This is a genomic window from Luteolibacter arcticus (genome assembly GCF_025950235.1).
Lineage (GTDB): Bacteria > Verrucomicrobiota > Verrucomicrobiia > Verrucomicrobiales > Akkermansiaceae > Haloferula > Haloferula arctica.
In genome coordinates, this window is sequence record NZ_JAPDDT010000011.1 from 189,082 (window position 1) to 208,790 (window position 19,709).

Below are 19,709 nucleotides of genomic sequence, written 5' to 3' on the forward strand. Positions count from 1 at the left end.
GCTACTGAGAATGCTACGCGTGCTTACGCTAGGATCTCCTTCAGGACCTTCGATGGCTCGACGCCGGTGAGCTTTTGATCTAGCCCCTGGCTCTTGAAGGTGAGGCGGGTGTGGTCGATGCCCATGCAGTGCAACATGGTGGCATGGAGGTCGTGGACGGTGACGGGATTTGAGACGACGTTGTAGGAGAAGTCGTCCGTTGCGCCATAGGTGATGCCGCCTTGGATGCCGCCGCCGGCGAGCCACATGGAGAAACAGCGCGGGTGATGGTCGCGGCCATACTGGGTCGGCGTGAGATTGCCCTGGCAGTAAACGGTGCGTCCGAACTCGCCACCCCAGACGACGAGCGTGTCGTCTAACAGGCCGCGCTGGCGGAGGTCCTGGAGGAGGCCGGCCTGGGCTTGATCGACGTCCTGGCACTGGAGCGGCAGGTCTTTCACGACGCTGCCGTGGTGGTCCCAGCCGCGGTGGTAGAGCTGGATGAAGCGCACGCCGCGCTCGGCCATGCGGCGGGCCATGAGGCAGTTGTAGGCGTAGGTGCCGGGCTTCTTCACGTCGGGGCCGTAGAGCGCGAGCGTCGATTCGCGCTCGTTCTTGAGGTCGGTGAGATCGGGCACGCTGGCCTGCATGCGGTAGGCCATTTCGTACTGGGCGACGCGGGCGAGCACCTGGGGATCGGCGCAGCGCTCGGCCTCGCGGCGGTTCATTTCGCCGAGCATGTCGAGCATCTTGCGGCGGTCGGAGCGCAGCATGCCCTTGGGGTCGTTGAGGTAGAGCACGGGATCGGCGGCGGCGCGGAATTGCACGCCCTGATGCTCGCCCGGCAGGAAGCCCGCGCCCCAGAGGTGGGAGAACAGTGCCTGCATCTGGCCGCGGCCCTGGCTGATCATGACCACGAAGGTCGGCAGGTTCTGGTTTTCGCTGCCGAGGCCGTAGGACATCCACGCGCCCATCGACGGGCGTCCGGGGATCTGGTTGCCCGTCTGCATGAAGGTGATGCCGGGGCCGTGGTTGATCTGCTCGGTGGTCATCGACTTGACCACGCACATCTCGCCGGCCATCTGGCCGGTGTGGCGCATCAGCTCCGACACCCACAGGCCGTCCTGCTTGTTCGCGTGGTGGTCGAACTTGAAGATCGATGGTGCGATCGGTAGCCGCGCCTGGCCGGAGGTCATTCCTGTTAGGCGCTGCTCGCCCCGCACTCCTGCGGGCAGGTCCTTGTCGTAGAAGTCCTTCAGGCCGGGCTTGTAGTCGAAGGTATCGAGCTGCGAGGGCGCGCCTTCCTGATAGAGGTAGATCACGCGCTTGGCCTTCGGCGCGAAATTCGGGAACAGCGGAGCCGATGAGGGAGACTCCGCCGCGAGGAGTTGCGACAAGGCGGTGCTGCCAAGCATCGAGAGGCCGCCTGCACCGACGCCCTTGAGCAGTTGGCGGCGGTTGATGTTGAAGAGCGGATGGTCGGATGGGTTCATCGGCGTTAGTCCCGGACGAGGGTTTGATCGAGGTTGAGGATGGTGCTCGCGACGAGCATCCAGGCGGCGAGTTCGGAAGGATTGAGCGCGGGATCGACCGGCGTCGCGCCTTGCTTGAGCAGCTCCGCGGCATCCGCCGGGGCAGACTGGAACCGTGTCGCCAACGAGGACAGTCCGCTTTCCAAGGTGCGCAGGTCATTGGCCGAGGCGGCGCGTCCGGTCACGCGGCGATAGAGCGTGGCAAGGCGTTTCGCGGTCGGGCTGGGATCGCGGAGGACCTGCGCCGCGAGGAGCTTCGAGCACTCGAGCACCTGCTCGTCGTTGAGGGCGGCGAGTGCTTGCAACGGCGTGTTCGTTGTTACCCGGCGGACCAAGCACGAGGTGCGTTCGGGGGCATCGAAGATGGTCATGAAGGGCGGCGGCGAGGTGCGCTTCCAGAAGGTGTAGAGGCTGCGCCGGTAGAGGGCGGCGCCATTACTACGGGTGTAGGACTTGGTATTGCTGCCGCCGTTCGAGCGCTCCTCCCACAGGCCGGGCGGTTGATAGGGGAAGACCGGCGGGCCGCCGAGTTCTCCCGACATCAAGCCGGCGGCGAAGAGCGCCTGGTCCCGCACTTCCTCCGCGGCGAGGCGGCGGCGCGGAAACGAGGCCAGCAGCCGGTTTTCCGGATCCTTGGCAGCGAGTTCGGGGCGCACCTTCGACGACTGCCGGTAGGTGGCGCTGGTGACGATGAGGCGCACGAGGTGGCGCGTGCTCCATGGCGTGGTGCTGCCATTGCCATCGCGGAACTCGATCGCCAGCCAGTCTAACAGCTCGGGGTGGGACGGATAATCACCCTGCAAGCCGAAGTCGTCGGTGGACTTCACGAGGCCGGTGGAAAAGAACTGCTGCCACAGGCGGTTGACGGTCACCCGGGCGAGCAGGGGATCCTGCGGCGACACCAGCCATTGGGCGAAGCCGAGGCGATTGACCGGTGCGCCGGGGAGGGGGGCACCGAGCACTTCCGGCGGGCGGCGGGTCAGCGGCCGCGATTTATCCGGCTGGTCATATTGGCCGCGGGTCAGGGTGTAGGCCGGCACCGGAGCGGCCGCCTCCTGCATGACCATGACCTGGGCCTTCGGGCCTTGGGGGGCGAGTGGCGACGCGATCTCGATCAGGGGGGGGTAGGCCGCCGCGTTGTTGTTCTCGACGTGCTTCTCGGTGGTCGAGTTGAAGTACGCCTTCAGGCTGTAGAAGTCGTCCTGCTTGAGCGGGTCGAACTTGTGATCGTGGCAGCGGCAGCAGTTCATGGTGAGGCCCATGAAGACCGTGCCGACCGTCTGCACGCGGTCGGCGGCGTACTCGTTGAGGTATTCCTCGGCGATGGTGCCGCCCTCGGCGGTGATGAGGTGATTGCGGCAAAAGGCGGTGGCCAGGATCTGCTCCGGCGACGCGTTTGGCAGCAGGTCGCCGGCGATCTGCTCGATGACGAAGCGATCGAACGGCATGTCGTCATTGAAGGCGCGGATGACCCAGTCGCGCCACGGCCAACCGGTCCGCAGGATGTCGTGCAGGTAGCCATTGGTATCTCCGTAGCGTGCGAGATCGAGCCACTGCGACGCCATCTTTTCGCCATAGCGCGGCGAGGCTAACAGACGGTCCACGACCCGCTCATAGGCTCCCGGCGCGCTGTCGGAGAAAAAGGCGTCCATTTCCTCCATCGACGGCGGCAGGCCGGTGAGATCGAGCGTGATCCGCCGCAGCAGGGTCGACTTGTCGGCTTCAGGGGAGCGCGCGAGTCCTTCCTGCTTCAGGCGAGCGGCGAGGAACGCATCGATCGGGTTCGCGTCTGGCGATGGTGGAACCGGCGGACGGGCCGGAGCCACGAAGGCCCAGTGCTTTTCGTACGGGGCACCGGCTTCGATCCACTTCTTGATCACTTCTTTTTCAGCCGGCGACAACGTCTTGTGAGACTTCGGCGGCGGCATTACTTCGTCGGGATCGTCGCTCAGGATGCGCAGCCAGGCCTCGCTGTCCTTGATGGAGCCCGGCTTGATCGCGGCTTTGCCCCCATCGGTGAGGGCCTGCGCACCCTCCGGAGTATCGAGCCGGAGGTCGGCCTCGCGGTGCGCGGGATCGAAGCCATGGCAGGCGAAGCATTTGTCGGAAAGAATCGGCCGCACGTCGCGGTTGAAGTGCGGCGCTTCATCGGCCGCCGCCTTCCCTGCAAACCAAGCGCCGCTTGCGACGAACAGATACCGCAACTTCATCGCTCGAACTTGACGAATGCGGCGCGGATGGTCTTGGAAGTAGCGCGCAAAGAATTGTAAAAAGGCAGCATGAACTCTCCCTACTCCCGCGACGCATTCCTGGCGGAGATGGCTCCGGGAGCCCTGCACTCGCTCTACGACCTGATGCCGGACGTTTCCTTTTTCATGAAGGACTGCGAAGGCCGCTTCGTCGCGCTGAGCCGGCTGGGCTGCGAGTTCTGCGGGGTGAAAACGGAGGAGGAAGCCTTTGGCTGCACCGATCTGAGCTTCTTCCCCGAAGGTCGCGCCGCCGAATACATGGCGGATGACCGGCTGGTGATCACGACCGGCCAGCCGATCGTCAACCGCATCGAGCCGGCGCCGGAAATGGAAGGTTCGCCGCGGCTGGTGGTGACCAACAAGATCCCGGTGCGCGACCGGGAAGGCCGGATCATCGGCGTGGCTGGCTTTTCCCGGCGGGTCGAGCACCTGCGCTGCGCGACCACCGTGATCCACAAGCTGTCCGCGGCGGTGGAGCAGATTCACCAGCACTACGACGCCTCCTTCGACACCGCCGAGCTGGCGAAGCAGGCGGGGCTATCGGCCAGCCAGTTCGAGCGCTTGTTTCGCAAGGCGCTGGGAAGCAGCCCGCGGCAATACTTGCAGCGGGTCCGGATCGAGCGTGCCTGCCTGTTCCTGGTCGAGTCGGAGGAAACGGTGGCGGCGGTCGCGCAACGTTGCGGCTACTACGATCACGCGCATTTCACGAAGGCGTTCGTGGCCTTGAAAGGAGTCACGCCGACCGCCTTTCGCAAGCAGCGGCAGGCGACGCCGGCCAACTCGCCGAGCCGGTAGGCCTCGGAAGCTGTCTGAAAAATAGCCTTGGAATGATGCTGCCGAAGATTGCCTATTGAAGAACCAAGGCGGAGGGGCGGGACGCCCCTCCAACGGACTGGGGCAAGATGCCCCAGCTACTTTTTCAGACAGGCGCTCACCCGGCGGCGCGTGCGCCCACCGGCTTTGCCTGGATTTGCAGGCGGAATGCCTTGGGTGTTAGACCGGTCACTTCGAGGAAGCGGCGGTTGAAGTTGGAGAGGTTGTTGTAGCCGGCCTGGAAGGCGGCCTCGGTGATGGACAGCTTGCCGTGGGCGATCTCCGCGCAGACCCGGGCGACGCGGATTTCATTGAGGTAGCGGTTGAAGACGCAGCCCATGTTCACCTTGAACCAGCGGCTGAAGGCGGCCGGCGACATCTTCACCCGGGCGGCGGCTTCCTGCTGGGTGATTGGCTCGCCCAAGCGGCTCTCCAGCCACACCAGGAGCTCGTCCAGCCGGGCGTTCTGCCAATCGGATTTCCCTTCTTCCACGGCGTGCAGCGAGTGCACTTCGAGCTTCGTGAGCAGGGTGAAGATCTTCCACAGATCCATGAATGAATCGAGCGAGGTCGAGCCACTGGCGGCCAGCGCTTCCATTCGCTGGCCGATTTCCTCGCTCTCCTTGCCGCTGAAGCGGACGCCGCGCTGGGCGTTTTGGCAGAGGGCGTGGAAGGCCTTGATCTCCGGCAATTTCCAGAAGGTCTCGCCCCACACCTGCGGCAAAAAGTGGATCACCGTGACGCGCGTGTCGCCGACCTGATCCTTGCTGGAAAACCAGGTGTGCGGGACATTCCCGGGCAACATCGTGAGATCGCCGGGCCCGAATTTCTCCACCGAGGTCCCGACGTGGCGGGTGCCGCAGGCGTTCCGGACGAAGACGACTTCCCACTCCGGATGGTAGTGCCAGAGGAAGCGGAAGGTCGGTTCGCAGTAGCTCGTGGCGGTGAACGCCCGCGTCTTGGTGAGCGGCAGCACCGTGAAGCTCGGCTGGCCGTAGCCGGAAATGGAGGGAACCACCTGCATGTTTGCTTAGTTAACTGCGTATGCATTCCGGTGCAAGCCCGTAGCAGCCTCGCTTGCCAATTCTTTCTAGGCTACACCGATACCCATGAGGTCCTCCACTGCCACGGCTCCTCTCGCCGACCACCCGAAGAAAATACCGGCCGCCCCGCTGCGGCTTTGTTTCATCGGCTGCGGCGCGCGTGCCCGCGCCTATGCGGAAGTGGCGGCGACGCGACCCGGCAAGCTGGTGACGGTGGCGATCGCGGATCCGGTGGCGAGCCAGCGTGCGGATGTCCGGCAATTCCTGGGCGAGGCGGGGGTGCGCGAGTTCCAGACCGGCGAGGAGTTGCTCGCCGCGGGACCTCTCGGCGACATCGCCGTCATCACCACCCAGGACAAGTTCCACTACCATCAGGCGATGGCGGCGCTGCGTGCCGGGTATGATCTTTTGTTAGAAAAGCCGGCCGCGTGCACTTCGGCGGAGGTCCATGAGATGGTGCGCCTCGCCAATGAGCTTGGCCGGCGGATCGTGCTGTGCTTCGTGCTGCGGCACACGCCGTTTTACCGCGCGGTGAAGCGGGTAATAGACAGCGGGCGGCTCGGCAAGCTGGTCAGCATCCAGGCGACCGAAGGCGTCGAACCGTGGCATTTCACGCACTCCTTCGTCCGCGGCCACTGGTCGCAGAGCGCGAAGTCCACGCCGATGATCGTGGCCAAGTGCAGCCATGACACCGACATCTTGTCGTGGCTGGCGGATTCGGAATGCACCGCGGTTTCGAGTTTCGCTGGCACCCAATGGTTCCGCCCGGAAAACGCTCCCGCCGGGGCCACGGCGCGCTGCACCGATCCCTGCCCGCACGCGATCAGCGGTTCATGCCAGTATGCCGCGCAACGCTACCTCACCGACAAGAAGGAGCCGTGGCTTCCCCAGGTGATGCCGGGGCACGCCACCGCGACCGACGACGAGATCCTCGACTGGCTGCGCACGGGCGACTGGGGCCGCTGCGTCTATACCAGCGGGCAGGACACGCCGGACCATCAGGTGGTGTCGCTGCAGTTCGCTTCCGGCGTGACCGCGCAACTTTTGATGACCGCCTTCGACAAGGGCCGCCGCATTCGCATCCACGGCAGCGAGGCGATCCTGCAAGGGAGCATGCATGCCGACGATGAGATCCACCGGCTCGAATTGCGCCGGCATCACGATGGCGGCGTCGAGCAAATCGAAGTCGAGGAGCCTGCGGAAAACGGCTACGCTGGACATGGTGGCGGCGATTTCGGCCTGATCGATGCGCTCCACGAGTTGATCTCCGCGCCCGGTCCCTTCGACAACAGTCACTTCATGGCCGGCCACCTCATCGCCTTCGCCGCGGACGCCGCTTTCCGCAGCGGCCAGGCGATCGATCCCGCCCACCTTCTGCAATCGTCCGCTTCCTGACACCGCATGCATCTTCACTTTTTCGACTGGCTCATCGTCATCGTCTCGTTCGTCGCCTTCGCCGCCATCGCGGCGTGGAGCGGCAAGCAGACGAAGAGCGTGAGCGGCTTCCTCGTCAGCGGCCGTTGCGCGGGGCGCTACCTGCTGACCATCGCGGCCGGCATGGTGTGGATCGATGCGATCAACATCATTGGCATGTTCGAGCTGTACTTCGTCGGCGGCTTCCCGGCGATGAGCTGGGGCCTGATCATCCAGCCGCCGCTCGCCGTGATCATGGCGGTGTCCGGCTGGGCGGTGTACCGCTACCGCGAGACGCGGGCGATGACGGTGCCGCAGTACTTGGAGATGCGGTATAGCCGCGGAGTGCGCATCACCGCCGGCATCGTCTCGTGGGTCGCCGGGATGATCAACTTCGGCATCTTCCCCGCGGTCAGCGCGCATTTCGTCATCTGTTTCTGCGGGCTGCCGGGCACCTTCGCCTTGGCCGGGCTGACGCTGCCGACCTTTCCGCTGCTCATGATCGCGATGATGGCGGTCACGCTTCTGTTCGTTTTCCACGGCGGTCACATCACCGTGCTGGTGATGGATTTTTGCCAAGGGCTCTTCATCAACGTGGCCGCGGTCGTGCTGGTGCTGCTGATCGGCTTCACCTGGCTCAACTGGAACGAGGTGATCGAGATCCTGAACCAAGCGCCGCCGGATGCCTCGCTGCTCGATCCGTCCCGCACTTCCGAAGTGAAGGACTTCAACCTCTGGTACTTCGTCATCAGTACCATCGGGATGTTCTACAACCGGCTGTCGAACTTCCAAGGACAGGCCTTCGATGCCTCCGCCAGGACACCCCATGAAGGCCGCATGGGCAACGTGCTGGCGCTGATCCGCTGGCAGACCCTCTGCCTGTTCTTCATGGTGATGGTGCTTGCCGCCCAAGTGGCGCTCAAGCACCCGGCGCATGCGTCGCTCGGCCAGTCGATCCAGGCGTGGCTCGATGTCCTGGAAAAGGAGCACGGTGCGGCCGTGCGCGGCCAGATGACGGTGAGCACCGCGCTCGCCTTCATCCTGCCGGTCGGCGGCAAGGGCCTGCTGCTGGCCATCATGATTGCCGCGATGATCTCGTCAAAGAGCGCCTTCATTCACTCTTTCGGTTCGATCTTCGTGCAGGACGTGGTGATGCCGTTCCGCAAGACGCATCCCGAACCGGCCCGGCAGTTGCGCTGGCTGCGCCTCTCGATGCTCGGCGTGACCTTCTTCGCGGTGCTCTTCGGCTGCTTCTACCGCCAGACGGAAAGCATCCTGATGTACTTCGCGCTCAGCAGCACCCTGTGGCTTGGCGGGTCCGGAGCCGTCCTGATCGGCGGCCTCTACTGGAAGAAGGGCAATACCACCGGTGCGTACGCCGCCATGACGGTCGGTGGAGTCTTCGGCCTCGGCGGCTTCGCCCTCATGCAGGGCTGGAAAACGTGGTACGGCGTGCCGCCGCAGCTCTCCATCGCCGGACACTCGCTCGAGCTCAATCCGCAGTGGTGGTTGTTCATCACGATGCTGGTCTCGACCGCCACCTATGCCGGCGTGTCACTGCTCACTCGCCGCGGCGCCAGCTTCGACCTCGACCGCCTGCTGCACCGCGGTGCCCATCGTGATGGCGCGGCACGGTTTGAAGATGAGCCGCAGATTTCACTGTGGAAGCGGATGTGCGGGGTCACGCCGGAATTCACGCCCAGCGACCGCCGCACCGTGTATGCGTTCTTCGGTTGGGTCTTCGCGTGGTTCGGCGCCTGCATCGTCATGATCGTCCTCTCGCTCTCCGGCAAGATCGGCAATGCCGACTGGGCCGGCTTCTGGAAGATCTACCTGATCGCACTGTTCGGCCTGATGGTGTTCACCACCGTGTGGCTGGGCATGGGTGGCATCCGCGATCTCAAGACGATGTTCCGCCTGCTCAAGGAAGGCCAGCGCGACAGCTCCGATGACGGCACGGTCCCCTCGGGCGGGACCGTGGTGAGTGCTTCCGCCGTGACTCCCGACAAAGCCATCGATCCAATCTAACTCTCTCCGATACCTTTCCCCATGACGTTTACATTTACTCGTTCCCTGATTGTAGCCATCGCCCTCGCGCATCCCGCGATGGCGGAAGTCCAACCGCTGGCCCACTACAACCTGCAAGGTGAAGGCGGCATCCGCGACACCGCGGCTCCGCCAACGCTACAGGGGCAGGTGAAGGATGCGCCGCCGCTGAATCGCCAGGGCTCGCCCAAGATCATGTCGAACAGCCCGGACCCGCGCCGCCAGGTTTCGGATTCCTCGATCAAGTTTGAGAATGACGACCAGTGCTACAGCACCGGCAAGAATCTCGCCAACGGCGATCGATTCCTCGTCGAGGTGTGGGCCTATGCCACCAAGGGGAATGACCCCGGTCTTCATGCGGTGCTTGCCAATGGCAATGGCGGGAGTGGCTTCCTGATCGCCCAAAGTGGTGATCAGTGGCAGGTCTTCGTTGGCGGCGTGGGCGGCACGTCGATCGGCAAGGTCACGGCGGAAAAGTGGACGCACCTCGCGATCGTCCGCGAGGGCGGTAGCTGCAGCGCGTGGATCGATGGTGTGCGCGCGGGTGATCTGCCTGGCGTGGGCGGGGGGGCGGCCAACTTCTCGCTTGGGGCGTCCGCGCCCGGGAAGGAGCCGTTCCACGGCTGGATCTCGGAAGCACGTGTGTCCACATTCAAGCCGGGCGAATTCGAAGTGACCGACTTCCTGTTGGACCAGACCAAGATGAAGGCGCTGAAGGAGTCCGAGCTCGCCGAGCGCTCGCGTTTTATGGAGGGCCTGCTCCAGACGCCGGGCGTCAAGGTGGTGAAGGAGTTCGTCGAGAGGCCTGCCACGGCTGACTGGCTGGTCGAGCCGCCGACGCAGCCCGCTTCGGTGCAGCTCCGGATCGATGACAAGAAGCAGTCGGCCCAGGTGTTGGTCACGAATGGCCTCGTCAGCCGGACCTTCCACATCACCGACAAGAATCTCTCCTGCATCAGCCTGCGTCGGATCGACAAGGACATCGAATTCGTCCGCTCGATCAAGCCGGAGGCGCGGATCTGCCTCGATGGGCATTGGCTCGAAGTCGGCGGGCTCACCGGCACGCCCGACGAGGCCTTCCTCACGCCGTCGTGGTTGCCGACGCTTCGCTCGAAGCCCGGCAGCTTTCAACTGGTCGGCATGGAAACCGGTGCCTGCGTGAAGCCTTACGAATGGCAGCCGAAGTGCAACGCGCCGAAGGACATCGCGTGGCCGGCCAAGGGCCAGCGGCTGACCTTCCGCTTCGCCGCTCCCGATGGCAGCCCCTACAAGGGCACCGGCGTGGCCGTGAGCTACGAGATCTACGATGGCATGCCGGTGATGATGAAGACCTTCAAGTTCATCAACAAGGCGGGCAAGGACGTGGTGGTCACCAAGTTCGAGAGCGAGCACCTGGCGGTGCAGCCGAGCAACTCGCGGATGATGCACGTGGAAAGCGACTACTCGTTCGCGCTGGCCAATGCCACCGACAAGGGCAGCGGCCTCGGCATCCATGTCAGCGGCGGCAAGTCGGAGTTCTTTGACTACTCCTTCGGCGGCGGCACGACCCGCTTCGTGCGCGACCCGAGCTGGGGCTCGATGGCCACGCTCAACCAGGCTGAGGACCTCTTCCTCGACGACCCGCAGAACGCGCTGCTGCTGAGCCGGCCGACGGTCGGTCCGAACTGGACGGTCAAGCAGGGCGAGTCGTTCGATGCCTTCCGCACCTTCACCATCCTCAACGACACCACCGAGAAGGAGCGCTTCCACCTGGCGCAGCGGCGCTTCTACCGGAAGCTCGCGCCGCAGACCAACGAGAAGATGTTCGAGGTCCACGCGCCGTCCTCCCACAACGTGAACCACCTGCGACCGCTGATCGACCAAATGGCGGAACTCGGCTTCGAGATGCTTCAGGCGCCCGAGCACCCGGGTAGCTTCAACTACGCGGACACCTCGGAGGCCAACATCCAGACGATGAAGGCTGTCTGCGACTACGGCAAGACCAAGGGCGTCAAGGTCGGTGCCTACCAGCTCATGATGGCCTCGCAGGGCTGGGGCTCGGCGGAAGACAACTACAACTGCATCAGCCCGGCCTCCGGCAAGCCCGGCAGCCTCTTCGGCCAAAGTGCCTGCGGGGCCAGCGCCTGGTCGGACATGTACTACGATAACATGTGGAAGACCATCGAGGCCGCCGGCATGGGGGCCTTCAAGCCCGATGGCCCGTATCACGGCGATCCGTGCGCGGCCAAGGATCACCCGCACCACAAGGGACTCGAGGACTCGCAGTGGGCCCAGTGGAAGTGGATGTGCAAGGTCCTCCACGAAGGCCAGCGCCGGGACCTCTACCTGACCATCCCCGACTGGTATTTCCTCAATGGCCAGGCCTGCACCGGCATGGGCTACCGCGAGGCTACCGACAACATCGACATCAACCTGCAGACCCTCATCTACCGCCAGTACATCTACGATGCGACCTGGCACAAGACCGCGCAGATGGGCTGGGTCAACCTCAACACCGAGGTGCTGCACGGCGGCATGGAGAAGAACCTCGACAAGTACGAGCGCACCTTCTTCGGCATGCTTGCCTCCGGCGCGCAGGTATGGGTCCGCGGGCACGCCCTCTACGACGGTCCTAACAGCCGCGCGATGCTGAAGAAGTGGATGGACTGGTACGACCGCCACGAGCAGGTCATCCTCGGAGACATCATCCACCTGCGCCGCCCCGATGGCCGCAGCCTCGACTACTACCTGCACGTCGATCCCGCCGGGAAGGAGAAGGGGATGCTGCTGGTCTTCAATCCGCTCGATCAAGAGGTGACGAAGGATCTCACGGTGCCGCTCTACTACACCGGACTGCGGGGTGGTGCTTCGATGCGGGAGAAGGATGGGCAGGCGGAATCGATCAAGCTGGATCGCGAGGATCAGGCCAGGATTTCGGTGACCTTGCCGGCTGGGGGATTCACGTGGATTACCTTTGAATGAAAGACCGGGGAGGAGGGGCGAGACGCCCCTCCAACGGACTGGGGCAAGATGCCCCAGCTACGATTTGGTCAGCTACCTTGTAAGACGAGATCTAACTGGTAATTCGCCACATGCAGCCTTTCGCACCCAGCGGCGTTCCGAGCCGCGGCCGGTTCACCTTGCCCACCGAGGCGGGGAAGGACGACCTCGTCCTCGACCTCGCCGCGAAGTGGGGTGCCGATACGATCCGCGATTCGGATGGGACGGAGCTTTCGCCGTCGCTCACGGCGCTTGGCTTCGACATCTTTTCGACGGTGCTGCTGACCCGTGCCGATCAGGAGTTCGTGCGGGCGCATCCGGAATTCCTGATCCGCAAGTTCTTCCGCTCCGATCCGGTCACCGCGGAGTCGGACACGGTGGTGTTGGTGCCGATGAGCGGCTTCGACGCGCGCAAGTATCGCATCGATACCTTGAACGATCCCGCCACCTGGTGGGAGGTGCATGACCGCAGCACCGGCAACAAGGTGCCGGGCTCGCAGTGGCAATTCGATGCCGCGGCTGGCACGGTGACGGTGAGCGGGATCGAGCCGTGGCATCAGTACACGGTGAACTTCCTGGTGGAGCAGATCTGGGACTCGACCTCGATGCACAACCACCTGACCAACGGGTGGACCTGCGATCCGATCATGAGCGTGGATCCGTGGCACCCGGCGTGTTACGAGCACCTGATGCGGTGGTTCGACCGCTGGCTGGAGGAGCACCGGGCAACGACCGTGGTGCGGCTGACCACGCTGTGCTACCACTTCCCCATCGACAGCGGGGCGGATGGCAAGACGCGCTACTTCGACGGGCAAGGGTATGCCGATACGGTGAGCATTCCCGCGCTGCTGGAGTTCGAGAAGATCCACGGATACCGGCCGACCAGCGAGGACTTCGTGGATGAAGGCTACTATCGCAATACCCACCGGGTGCCGACGCCGCGGCTGCGCGAGTGGATGGAGCATATCCACCGGTTCGTGGTGCGCTTCGGTCGCGATCTCACCGATCGCATCCATGGCGCCGGGAAGAAGGCCGCGATCTTCTGGGGCGACCACTGGATCGGCATGGAGCCGTATCTGCCGAGCTTCCAGGACATGGGCATCGACATCCACATCAATGCCTGCGAGGGCGGGGTGGTGGCACGCCGTTGCGGGGAAGCTCCCGGCCATCAAGTGAAGGAACTACGGCTGTACCCGTACTTGTTCCCGGACACCTTCAATGATCATGGCGGGCAGCCGTTGCACGACTCGCAGTTGTTCTGGGCGAATGTCCGCCGCGGGCTTCTGCGCGCGCCGGTGGACCGGATCGGCTATGGTGGCTACTTGAGCCTGGCGGACCGCTTTCCGGAGTTCGTTAGCCAGGTTACCGGGCTGGCGCAGGAGTTCCGCACCTTGATCGAGGTGACGAAATCCACGCGCTCGTGGCGGGTGCCGGTGAAGGTCGGCATCCTCAATGCCTGGGGTGCGTGCCGGTCGTGGATCCCGATGGAGGGCCGCGACCAGAAGTTCGCGGTGCCTTACAGCGAGAACATGTTCCTGCTGGCACGCAGTTATCTGCTCGAGTGCCTCGCAGGCCTGCCGGTGGATGTGGCTTTCCTGAGCTTCGACGAGGTGATCGCGCACGGCATTCCCGGCGATCTCGACGTGCTGATCAACGATGGCGACGCCGGCACCGCGCAGTCCGGCGGGCACTACTGGCTGCAGCCGGAAGTCGTGGCCGCGGTGCGGAAGTTCGTCCATCAGGGTGGCGGCTTCATTGGCGTGCGCGAGCCAAGCGCGCAGGCGGCGATGGGCCGGGTCTTCCAGCTCGCCGATGTGCTCGGTGTCGATCAGGAACTGGGGCAATCGCCATCGCAACGCCCGGTCGCGGAGTGGCAGGAAAACCGCGATCACTTCATCCTTGGTGGAGAGGTGTTAGATCTGAATTTCGGCGTCACCCACAGCTACGTCGCTCCTGTGGAGCCCGGCGTGCAGGTATTGGCGACGGCACCCGGCGGTCACGTTCTTGCCTCGGCCCGCGATTGTGGTCCCGGACGTGCGGTGTATTTCGCCGGTCTGCCCGCCACGCTCGACAACTATCGCGTGCTGCTGCGCTCGCTGGTGTGGGTTTCCCGCAAGGAGGAGTCGCTGGCGCAATGGTTCGCGAGCAATCCCAAGACCGAGTGCGCGTGGTATCCCGAAGTCGGGAAGCTGGTGGTGGTCAACAACTCGCCGGACGCCCAGGTCACCACGGTGCTCGACGGGGACGGGCGCGCCTTCGAAGTGAGCCTCGCTCCCTACGCGAGCGCTTGGTTTTCTCCGGAAAACTGAGCATCGCGGCGAGCGGCGTGGGTCCCGGCGCAACTCCGTATGCGTTTTTGTACAAATGGGACCAAGCACGTCTTCCGGATGGTCGATAGCTTGGCAGGAAACACCGGGGCAGCTTCGTCGCAGCCTCGAGATTTCCACCGCTCACCATGCAAATCCGAGAGATCCTCCTGCTCCACCATTCCCACACGGACGTCGGCTACACGCATCCGCAGCCGGCGTTCTGGGAGCTCCAGCGCCGCATCATCGATCAAGCGCTCGATCTTTGCGAAAGCACCGCCGACTTTCCCGATGCGTCGGCCGCGCGCTGGACCTGCGAGACCACGTGGCCGGTGATGCATTGGCTGAACCGCGCGTCGTCTGCAAAGATCGAACGCTTCCGTGCGCTGGCGAAAGCAGGCCGGATCTCGGTGGGCGCGCTGCCGATCCACCTTTCGCCGCTGGCGAATACCCCGCAGTTCGCCCACGGCCTGCGCGCGGTGAAACTTCTGCGCGAGGAATTCGGCGTGCCGATCCGCACCGCGATCAGCCACGACGTGAATGGCGTGCCATGGCCGCTCACCAATCTCTTGTTAGACGCGGGCATCGAGGCGTTCCTGATGGGCATCAATGTCCACAGCGGTGGCTTTCCCTACGAGCGGCCGCGCTGGATGAACTGGCTCAGCCCCGAGGGTCGCCCGCTGCTCACCTACAATGGGATGCACTACAACACCTTCGGCCGCGAAAGCCGCTACGCCGAGGGCAGCACGGAGACCATGCAGGAGGCGCTGGGCGGCTATCTGGGCCGGCTGGAGGCTGCTGGAAATCCGCGGCACTTCGTGATGCTGACGTCCACCCATCCAGTGTACAGCGACAACTACCCGCCCGACCCGCTGCTGGTCCAGATGGTCCGCCGCTGGAATGATGAAGGGCGCTTCCCGGCGATCCGCTTCGTCACGCCGGAAGACCTGATCGACTACTATCACAAGCAGCCCGCGATTCCGGTGCCGGACATGCAGGGTGATTGGTCGGATTTCTGGAACTTCGGCTCGGCGAGCTCCGCCACCGAGACCCGTGTGAACCGCAACACCGCGCGCCGTCTGGTCGCCACCGGTTTGCTCCAGACGGCCTTACCCGCATGCGAGGACACCACGGCACGCTCGCTGGATGCGTGGCGGAACCTGCTGCTCTTCGACGAGCACACCTGGGGTCCCGATCGCACCGTGCAGTCCGGCAGCTCCGATCCGATCGACGAGCAATGGGTGCTCGATGCGGGCTACGCGTGGCGCGCCCGCTCGATGACCGGCTTGCTGTTCCGCGACTCGATGGACCTGCTGGCGAAGAACCCCACCAATCTAACAGCGCCGAGTTCCGTCCTCTGCTTCAATCCCGGGCCGCAGCGCCGCGGGTGCTTCATCCGCGTCCCCAAGACGTGGACCGATGGCACGTGGCGTCACTGCTCCAGCAACGTCGCGCGGATCGAAGTGGACCGCTGCCTGTGGGATGACTCCAACTCATATCTCGCCGGTCCATTCGAGTTCGAGCCCTATAGCACCGTCTCGCTGCCGGTGGACAAGCTCGTGCCCGCCGCGCCGGCCGCGTCGCTCATTGCCGAGGGCAACGTGATCGAGACGGACTTCCATCGCCTCACCTACGATCCGGAGACCGGCTACGCGACCAGCCTTTATGACAAGAAGCTGGGCCGCGAATTCATCGACGCCGATGCCAAGTGGCCGTTCTTCGGCTTCGTCCACGAGCAGCCCGATCCCGATCACCACGACGTCACGACCGGCGAACTCGGCCGCGATGCCTACTACCAGAGCGTCTGGGACCTGCTGCATGCCGATGTCGATTGCTGGCAGTACGATTGGAAGGCGCAGCGTCGTGGCGCGGGCAAGCTGCTCGATCTGCAGGTCGAGCGTCATGCTGACGGCATCGTCCTCATCACTCGCCGCGAAGCGCCGGGCGTTCATCATGACAGCGGTGCGACGGGGACTTCCCAAGGGTTCTTCGCGCATCTGCCCGGCGATCTCATCCAGCGGATCAAGCTCAGCAGCGTGGGGCCGGTGGTGGAACTCACCGCGACCTTCACCAAGGATGAGAACCGCTGCGCCGAGGCAATCTACTTCGCCTTCCCGCTCGATCTCCCGCAGTGGTCCGCGCACTACGATGCCGCGGGCGTGCCGGTGCGTTGGGACGTGGAGCAGCTGGAAGGCTCGTGCAAGAACTGGGTCACCACCGGCTCGTGGGCGAGCGTTCACAATGCCGATGCCGGCGTGACGCTGGCGACGCCGGATGCGCCGCTGGTGCAGATCGGCGACTTCGGCTTCGGCCGTCCGCAAGGCTTCGCCCGCAATGCCGCCAAGCCGATGCTGTTAGGCTGGGCGGTGAACAACTACTGGATGACTAATTTCCGCGCGAGCCAGCCGGGATCGATGCGTTTCCGCTACGAGCTGCGGACCCACGGTGCCTACGATCCGGTGGTGTCCACCTGCGCCGGCCTGGAAGCCGCGTGTCCGGTGGAAGTCCATCCGGTGATGACCGGCGTGCCGGTGGGGCGCGGCTTCCTGCGGGTGAGCAATCCGGCGGTATTGCCGCAGCAGTTTTCGCCGTGCGACGACAGCACCGGCGACTTGCTGCTGATCCTGCAAAACGTCACGGGTGAAGCGGTTACGACGGATGTCGAGCTGCCGGGCCTGCCCGCGTCCCGCATTTCCGAATCGAATGCGCTGGGTGAAACCGCGGCGTGGATTGCGGATTCATCCCGCTTCTCCGTCTCGCTGGCACCGCGCGCGACGACTATCCTGCGAGTGTCCGTGGATCGGGGCGCTTCACCGAATGGCTCGCCGCTGCATGTGCTGTGGGAGCGGGCTGCTTGCTGATTCACCTTATCGATCGTGATGACGGGACCCCACGGCAAACCAGGGCGGCATCAACCGGCGGGTCAGGTAAAGCGGGCCGTGGGGCCGGGGCCTGTCAGGCCCTCGATCGGAGCGACGATAAATCCGGCCTTGGCGACAGGGTCCGGGTCGTTGGCGTGGGCAGGGATCAAGCCGGCGGCCAAGGCTGCGCAGGCGATCGGTCCCTCAACGCCGCCGGCTCAGGAAGGCGATGACCGCGCGAAGGGGAAGAAGGTATGGCGGAAGTTTGGTGGCGGCGCATTGTCCATCTCCTTGCTGGTGCATGCGATCTTCATCGTGCTGGCGGTTTTCTTCTTCATCCGCTGGGTGGAGCCGCCGCAGGAGAAGATTGATTTCATTCCCGGTGGAGGCGGCGGGGGGAACGAGGGCTCGCAAGCGACTCACAAGATCCAACAAAGGGCGCGGCAGACTCCCACCGCGATGTCCAAGCGGATTTCCTCCACCAGTCTAACAGCCGACTTCACTCTGCCGGATTCCTCGGAGCAACTTCCAGAGCTTTCCATGGCGACGGATATGGGGATCGCATCCGCCGGCAAGGGCGGAGGAGCGGGCGGCGGGAGCGGCACGGGAATCGGGACCGGCACCGGAAGCGGGACGGGGCCAGGCAGCGGCCCCGGCGTCGGGCGCGGATTCCTGGACGCGAATCCCTTCGGTGCCAAGGGAGGCGTGGGATTGGTCGGCACCTTCTACGATTTCAAGCGCGACCAAAAGAACAAGCCCACCGGAGTCAAATTCGGTGGCGAAGGCGAGGCCGAGTATACGTCGATCGTCAAAGGATTCATCAAGCGCTCGAGGTGGGCACCACCTTCGAAGCACAAGCACTTCACGGCGGAAACCCATCTGCGTGCGAAGGCCTTCACCTATCATCTCATGCCGGACACCGACGCGGCGAAGGCGTTCCAATGTCCCGATTCCGGGCCGGGCATGTGGGTGGCCCACTACACCGGCCGGGTGAGGGTGACGGAGACGGGGACCTACCGGTTTGTCGGATGGGGAGACAACTGCATGGTGATCGGCTTCGACAGCAAGGTGGTGTTCGATTCGTCCTTCTGGCATTTCACCGGGAGCCCGCGCGAGCTGGTCGGGAATGGCGTTCCCGGACATCCCACGCTGCCGATTTATTCGGGCGGGTGGATTGAGTTGCGGAAAGGACAGTCGATCGTGGTGGACGTCCTCATCGGTGATGCCGGAGGGGTCTTCACCGTGGGCGCCCTGATGGAGAAGCAAGGTGGTGCACCTCTCACTCGTGGGCCTAACGGAATCCCCAACCTGCCCATCTTCATGGTGGCCGATATGGCGGATGAAGAGAAGAAGCTCTATCCATTCCTTCCCGCCGAATCCCTCGTCCGAACGCTTTTCCAAGCGGAGGAAGACAAACTGGGAGCCACGGACGTTTTCAGGTGAAACCCATTCTCGCTGCCGATCTCGGGGGGACGCTCATCAAGCTGGGCGTCGTGCTCAACGGTCGCGTGCTGGTGCAGAAGGTGATCCCGGCGCGCTCGGACGAACCGCTGGCCGAACGCTTGCCGGAGCTGGAGCACGAATGGGAGCTGCTGGCCAAGTCGATCGGCTTCATGGTGGCGGCTTGCGGTGGTATTGGCATCTCGTTTCCGAGCATCATGGATCCGGTTTCAGGGCGGATTCTGACGCACTTCGGCAAGTATGTGGATGCGCCCGGGATCGACTTGAAGGAGTGGGCGTGGTCGCGATTCGGGATTCCGCTGTCGATTGAGAACGACGCGCGCGCGGCTTTGATCGGCGAGTGGCAATGCGGCGCTGGCCGTGGCTGCGATGACCTGGTGATGGTGACTCTTGGCACCGGTATCGGGACCGCGGCGATTTGTGGCGGTCAGCCCTTTCGCGGAGCGCATGGTCAGGCGTGCGGGGTCGGCGGTCACTTCACGCTCAATCACGATGGGGAGATTTGTGAGGTCTGCGGGAATATTGGCTGCGCCGAGCATGAGGCATCGACGGCGGCTTTGCCGCGCTTGGCGCGGCGCGAGCCCGACTTTGCGGCGAGTGCGCTCGTGGATGAAGCGAAACTGGATTATGCGGCGGGCGATGCGTGCGCCATTCGTTTGCGCGATGATGCGCTTAGGATCTGGGGCGCGACCGCTGCCAACCTCGTCCTCGCCTACGATGTCTCGCGCGTGATCATCGGCGGTGGAATCGCGGAAGCACCGGAAGTCGTTCCGGCGATCCGCGAGCACATTCACCGGCATGCGATTTCGCCGTGGGGAAAGGTCGAGGTGGTGAAGTCGGAGTTGGGAGATGCCGCGGCCTTGTTAGGTTGCGAGTGGATCGGCCGTCATGCGGCAGGTTTTCATGCTCCGGCTGCGGTGTCGTGCTGAGAATGTTTAGATGCGGGGACCGACCCGAATGGCGCTAACTTAAGGCGGATTTGGGCTGTTTCACATACCTCGTCCGATGATGGATTTCGACCATTTCT

The 19,709-nt window shown here is 64.2% G+C and carries 11 protein-coding genes; 8 read left to right on the plus strand and 3 right to left on the minus strand.

The features are described from left to right. Positions 1-23: 23 nt before the first annotated feature. Entirely contained in the window at positions 24-1,472 is a 1,449-nt protein-coding gene (locus tag OKA05_RS21040) for a DUF1501 domain-containing protein (RefSeq protein ID WP_264489165.1), read from the minus strand. Between the two features lie 5 nt (positions 1,473-1,477). Beyond that, positions 1,478-3,721 (minus strand): PSD1 and planctomycete cytochrome C domain-containing protein, encoded by a 2,244-nt coding sequence (locus OKA05_RS21045; protein ID WP_264489166.1) that lies wholly within the window; start codon positions 3,719-3,721, stop codon positions 1,478-1,480. A gap of 69 nt (positions 3,722-3,790) precedes the next feature. Between OKA05_RS21045 and OKA05_RS21050 the strand changes: the two genes are divergently transcribed. After that, a complete protein-coding gene (locus OKA05_RS21050) occupies positions 3,791-4,555 on the plus strand; it encodes an AraC family transcriptional regulator (RefSeq protein WP_264489167.1) in 765 nt (254 codons plus the stop codon). Between the two features lie 136 nt (positions 4,556-4,691). Here OKA05_RS21050 and OKA05_RS21055 read toward each other — a convergent pair whose 3' ends face one another. Further along, positions 4,692-5,597, minus strand: a complete 906-nt coding sequence (locus OKA05_RS21055) for an AraC family transcriptional regulator (RefSeq protein WP_264489168.1) — start codon at positions 5,595-5,597, stop codon at positions 4,692-4,694. 85 nt (positions 5,598-5,682) lie between these two features. Here OKA05_RS21055 and OKA05_RS21060 point away from each other — a divergent pair, with 85 nt between their 5' ends. From OKA05_RS21060 to OKA05_RS21090, 7 genes are all read left to right on the plus strand, one after another. Next, positions 5,683-7,011: a Gfo/Idh/MocA family protein gene (locus tag OKA05_RS21060; RefSeq protein WP_264489169.1), complete on the plus strand. Its 1,329-nt coding sequence runs from the start codon at positions 5,683-5,685 to the stop codon at positions 7,009-7,011. 6 nt (positions 7,012-7,017) lie between these two features. Beyond that, positions 7,018-9,057: a sodium:solute symporter family protein gene (locus tag OKA05_RS21065; RefSeq protein ID WP_264489170.1), complete on the plus strand. Its 2,040-nt coding sequence runs from the start codon at positions 7,018-7,020 to the stop codon at positions 9,055-9,057. Positions 9,058-9,078: 21 nt separating this feature from the next. Continuing rightward, entirely contained in the window at positions 9,079-12,036 is a 2,958-nt protein-coding gene (locus OKA05_RS21070) for a LamG domain-containing protein (protein WP_264489171.1), read from the plus strand. Positions 12,037-12,146: 110 nt separating this feature from the next. Beyond that, complete coding sequence (gene gnpA / locus OKA05_RS21075; RefSeq protein WP_264489172.1) at positions 12,147-14,363, plus strand: 1,3-beta-galactosyl-N-acetylhexosamine phosphorylase; 2,217 nt, start codon at positions 12,147-12,149, stop codon at positions 14,361-14,363. Between the two features lie 146 nt (positions 14,364-14,509). Then, positions 14,510-17,221 carry a glycoside hydrolase family 38 N-terminal domain-containing protein gene (locus tag OKA05_RS21080; protein ID WP_264489173.1) on the plus strand — a complete coding sequence of 904 codons (2,712 nt, stop codon included), beginning with the start codon at positions 14,510-14,512 and terminating at the stop codon, positions 17,219-17,221. 129 nt (positions 17,222-17,350) lie between these two features. Next, on the plus strand, positions 17,351-18,664 hold the full coding sequence (locus tag OKA05_RS21085; protein ID WP_264489174.1) for a PA14 domain-containing protein: 1,314 nt from the start codon (positions 17,351-17,353) through the stop codon (positions 18,662-18,664). Further along, a complete protein-coding gene (locus OKA05_RS21090; RefSeq protein ID WP_264489175.1) occupies positions 18,661-19,611 on the plus strand; it encodes an ROK family protein in 951 nt (316 codons plus the stop codon). Before OKA05_RS21085 ends, OKA05_RS21090 begins: the two co-directional genes overlap by 4 nt. Positions 19,612-19,709: the final 98 nt, after the last annotated feature.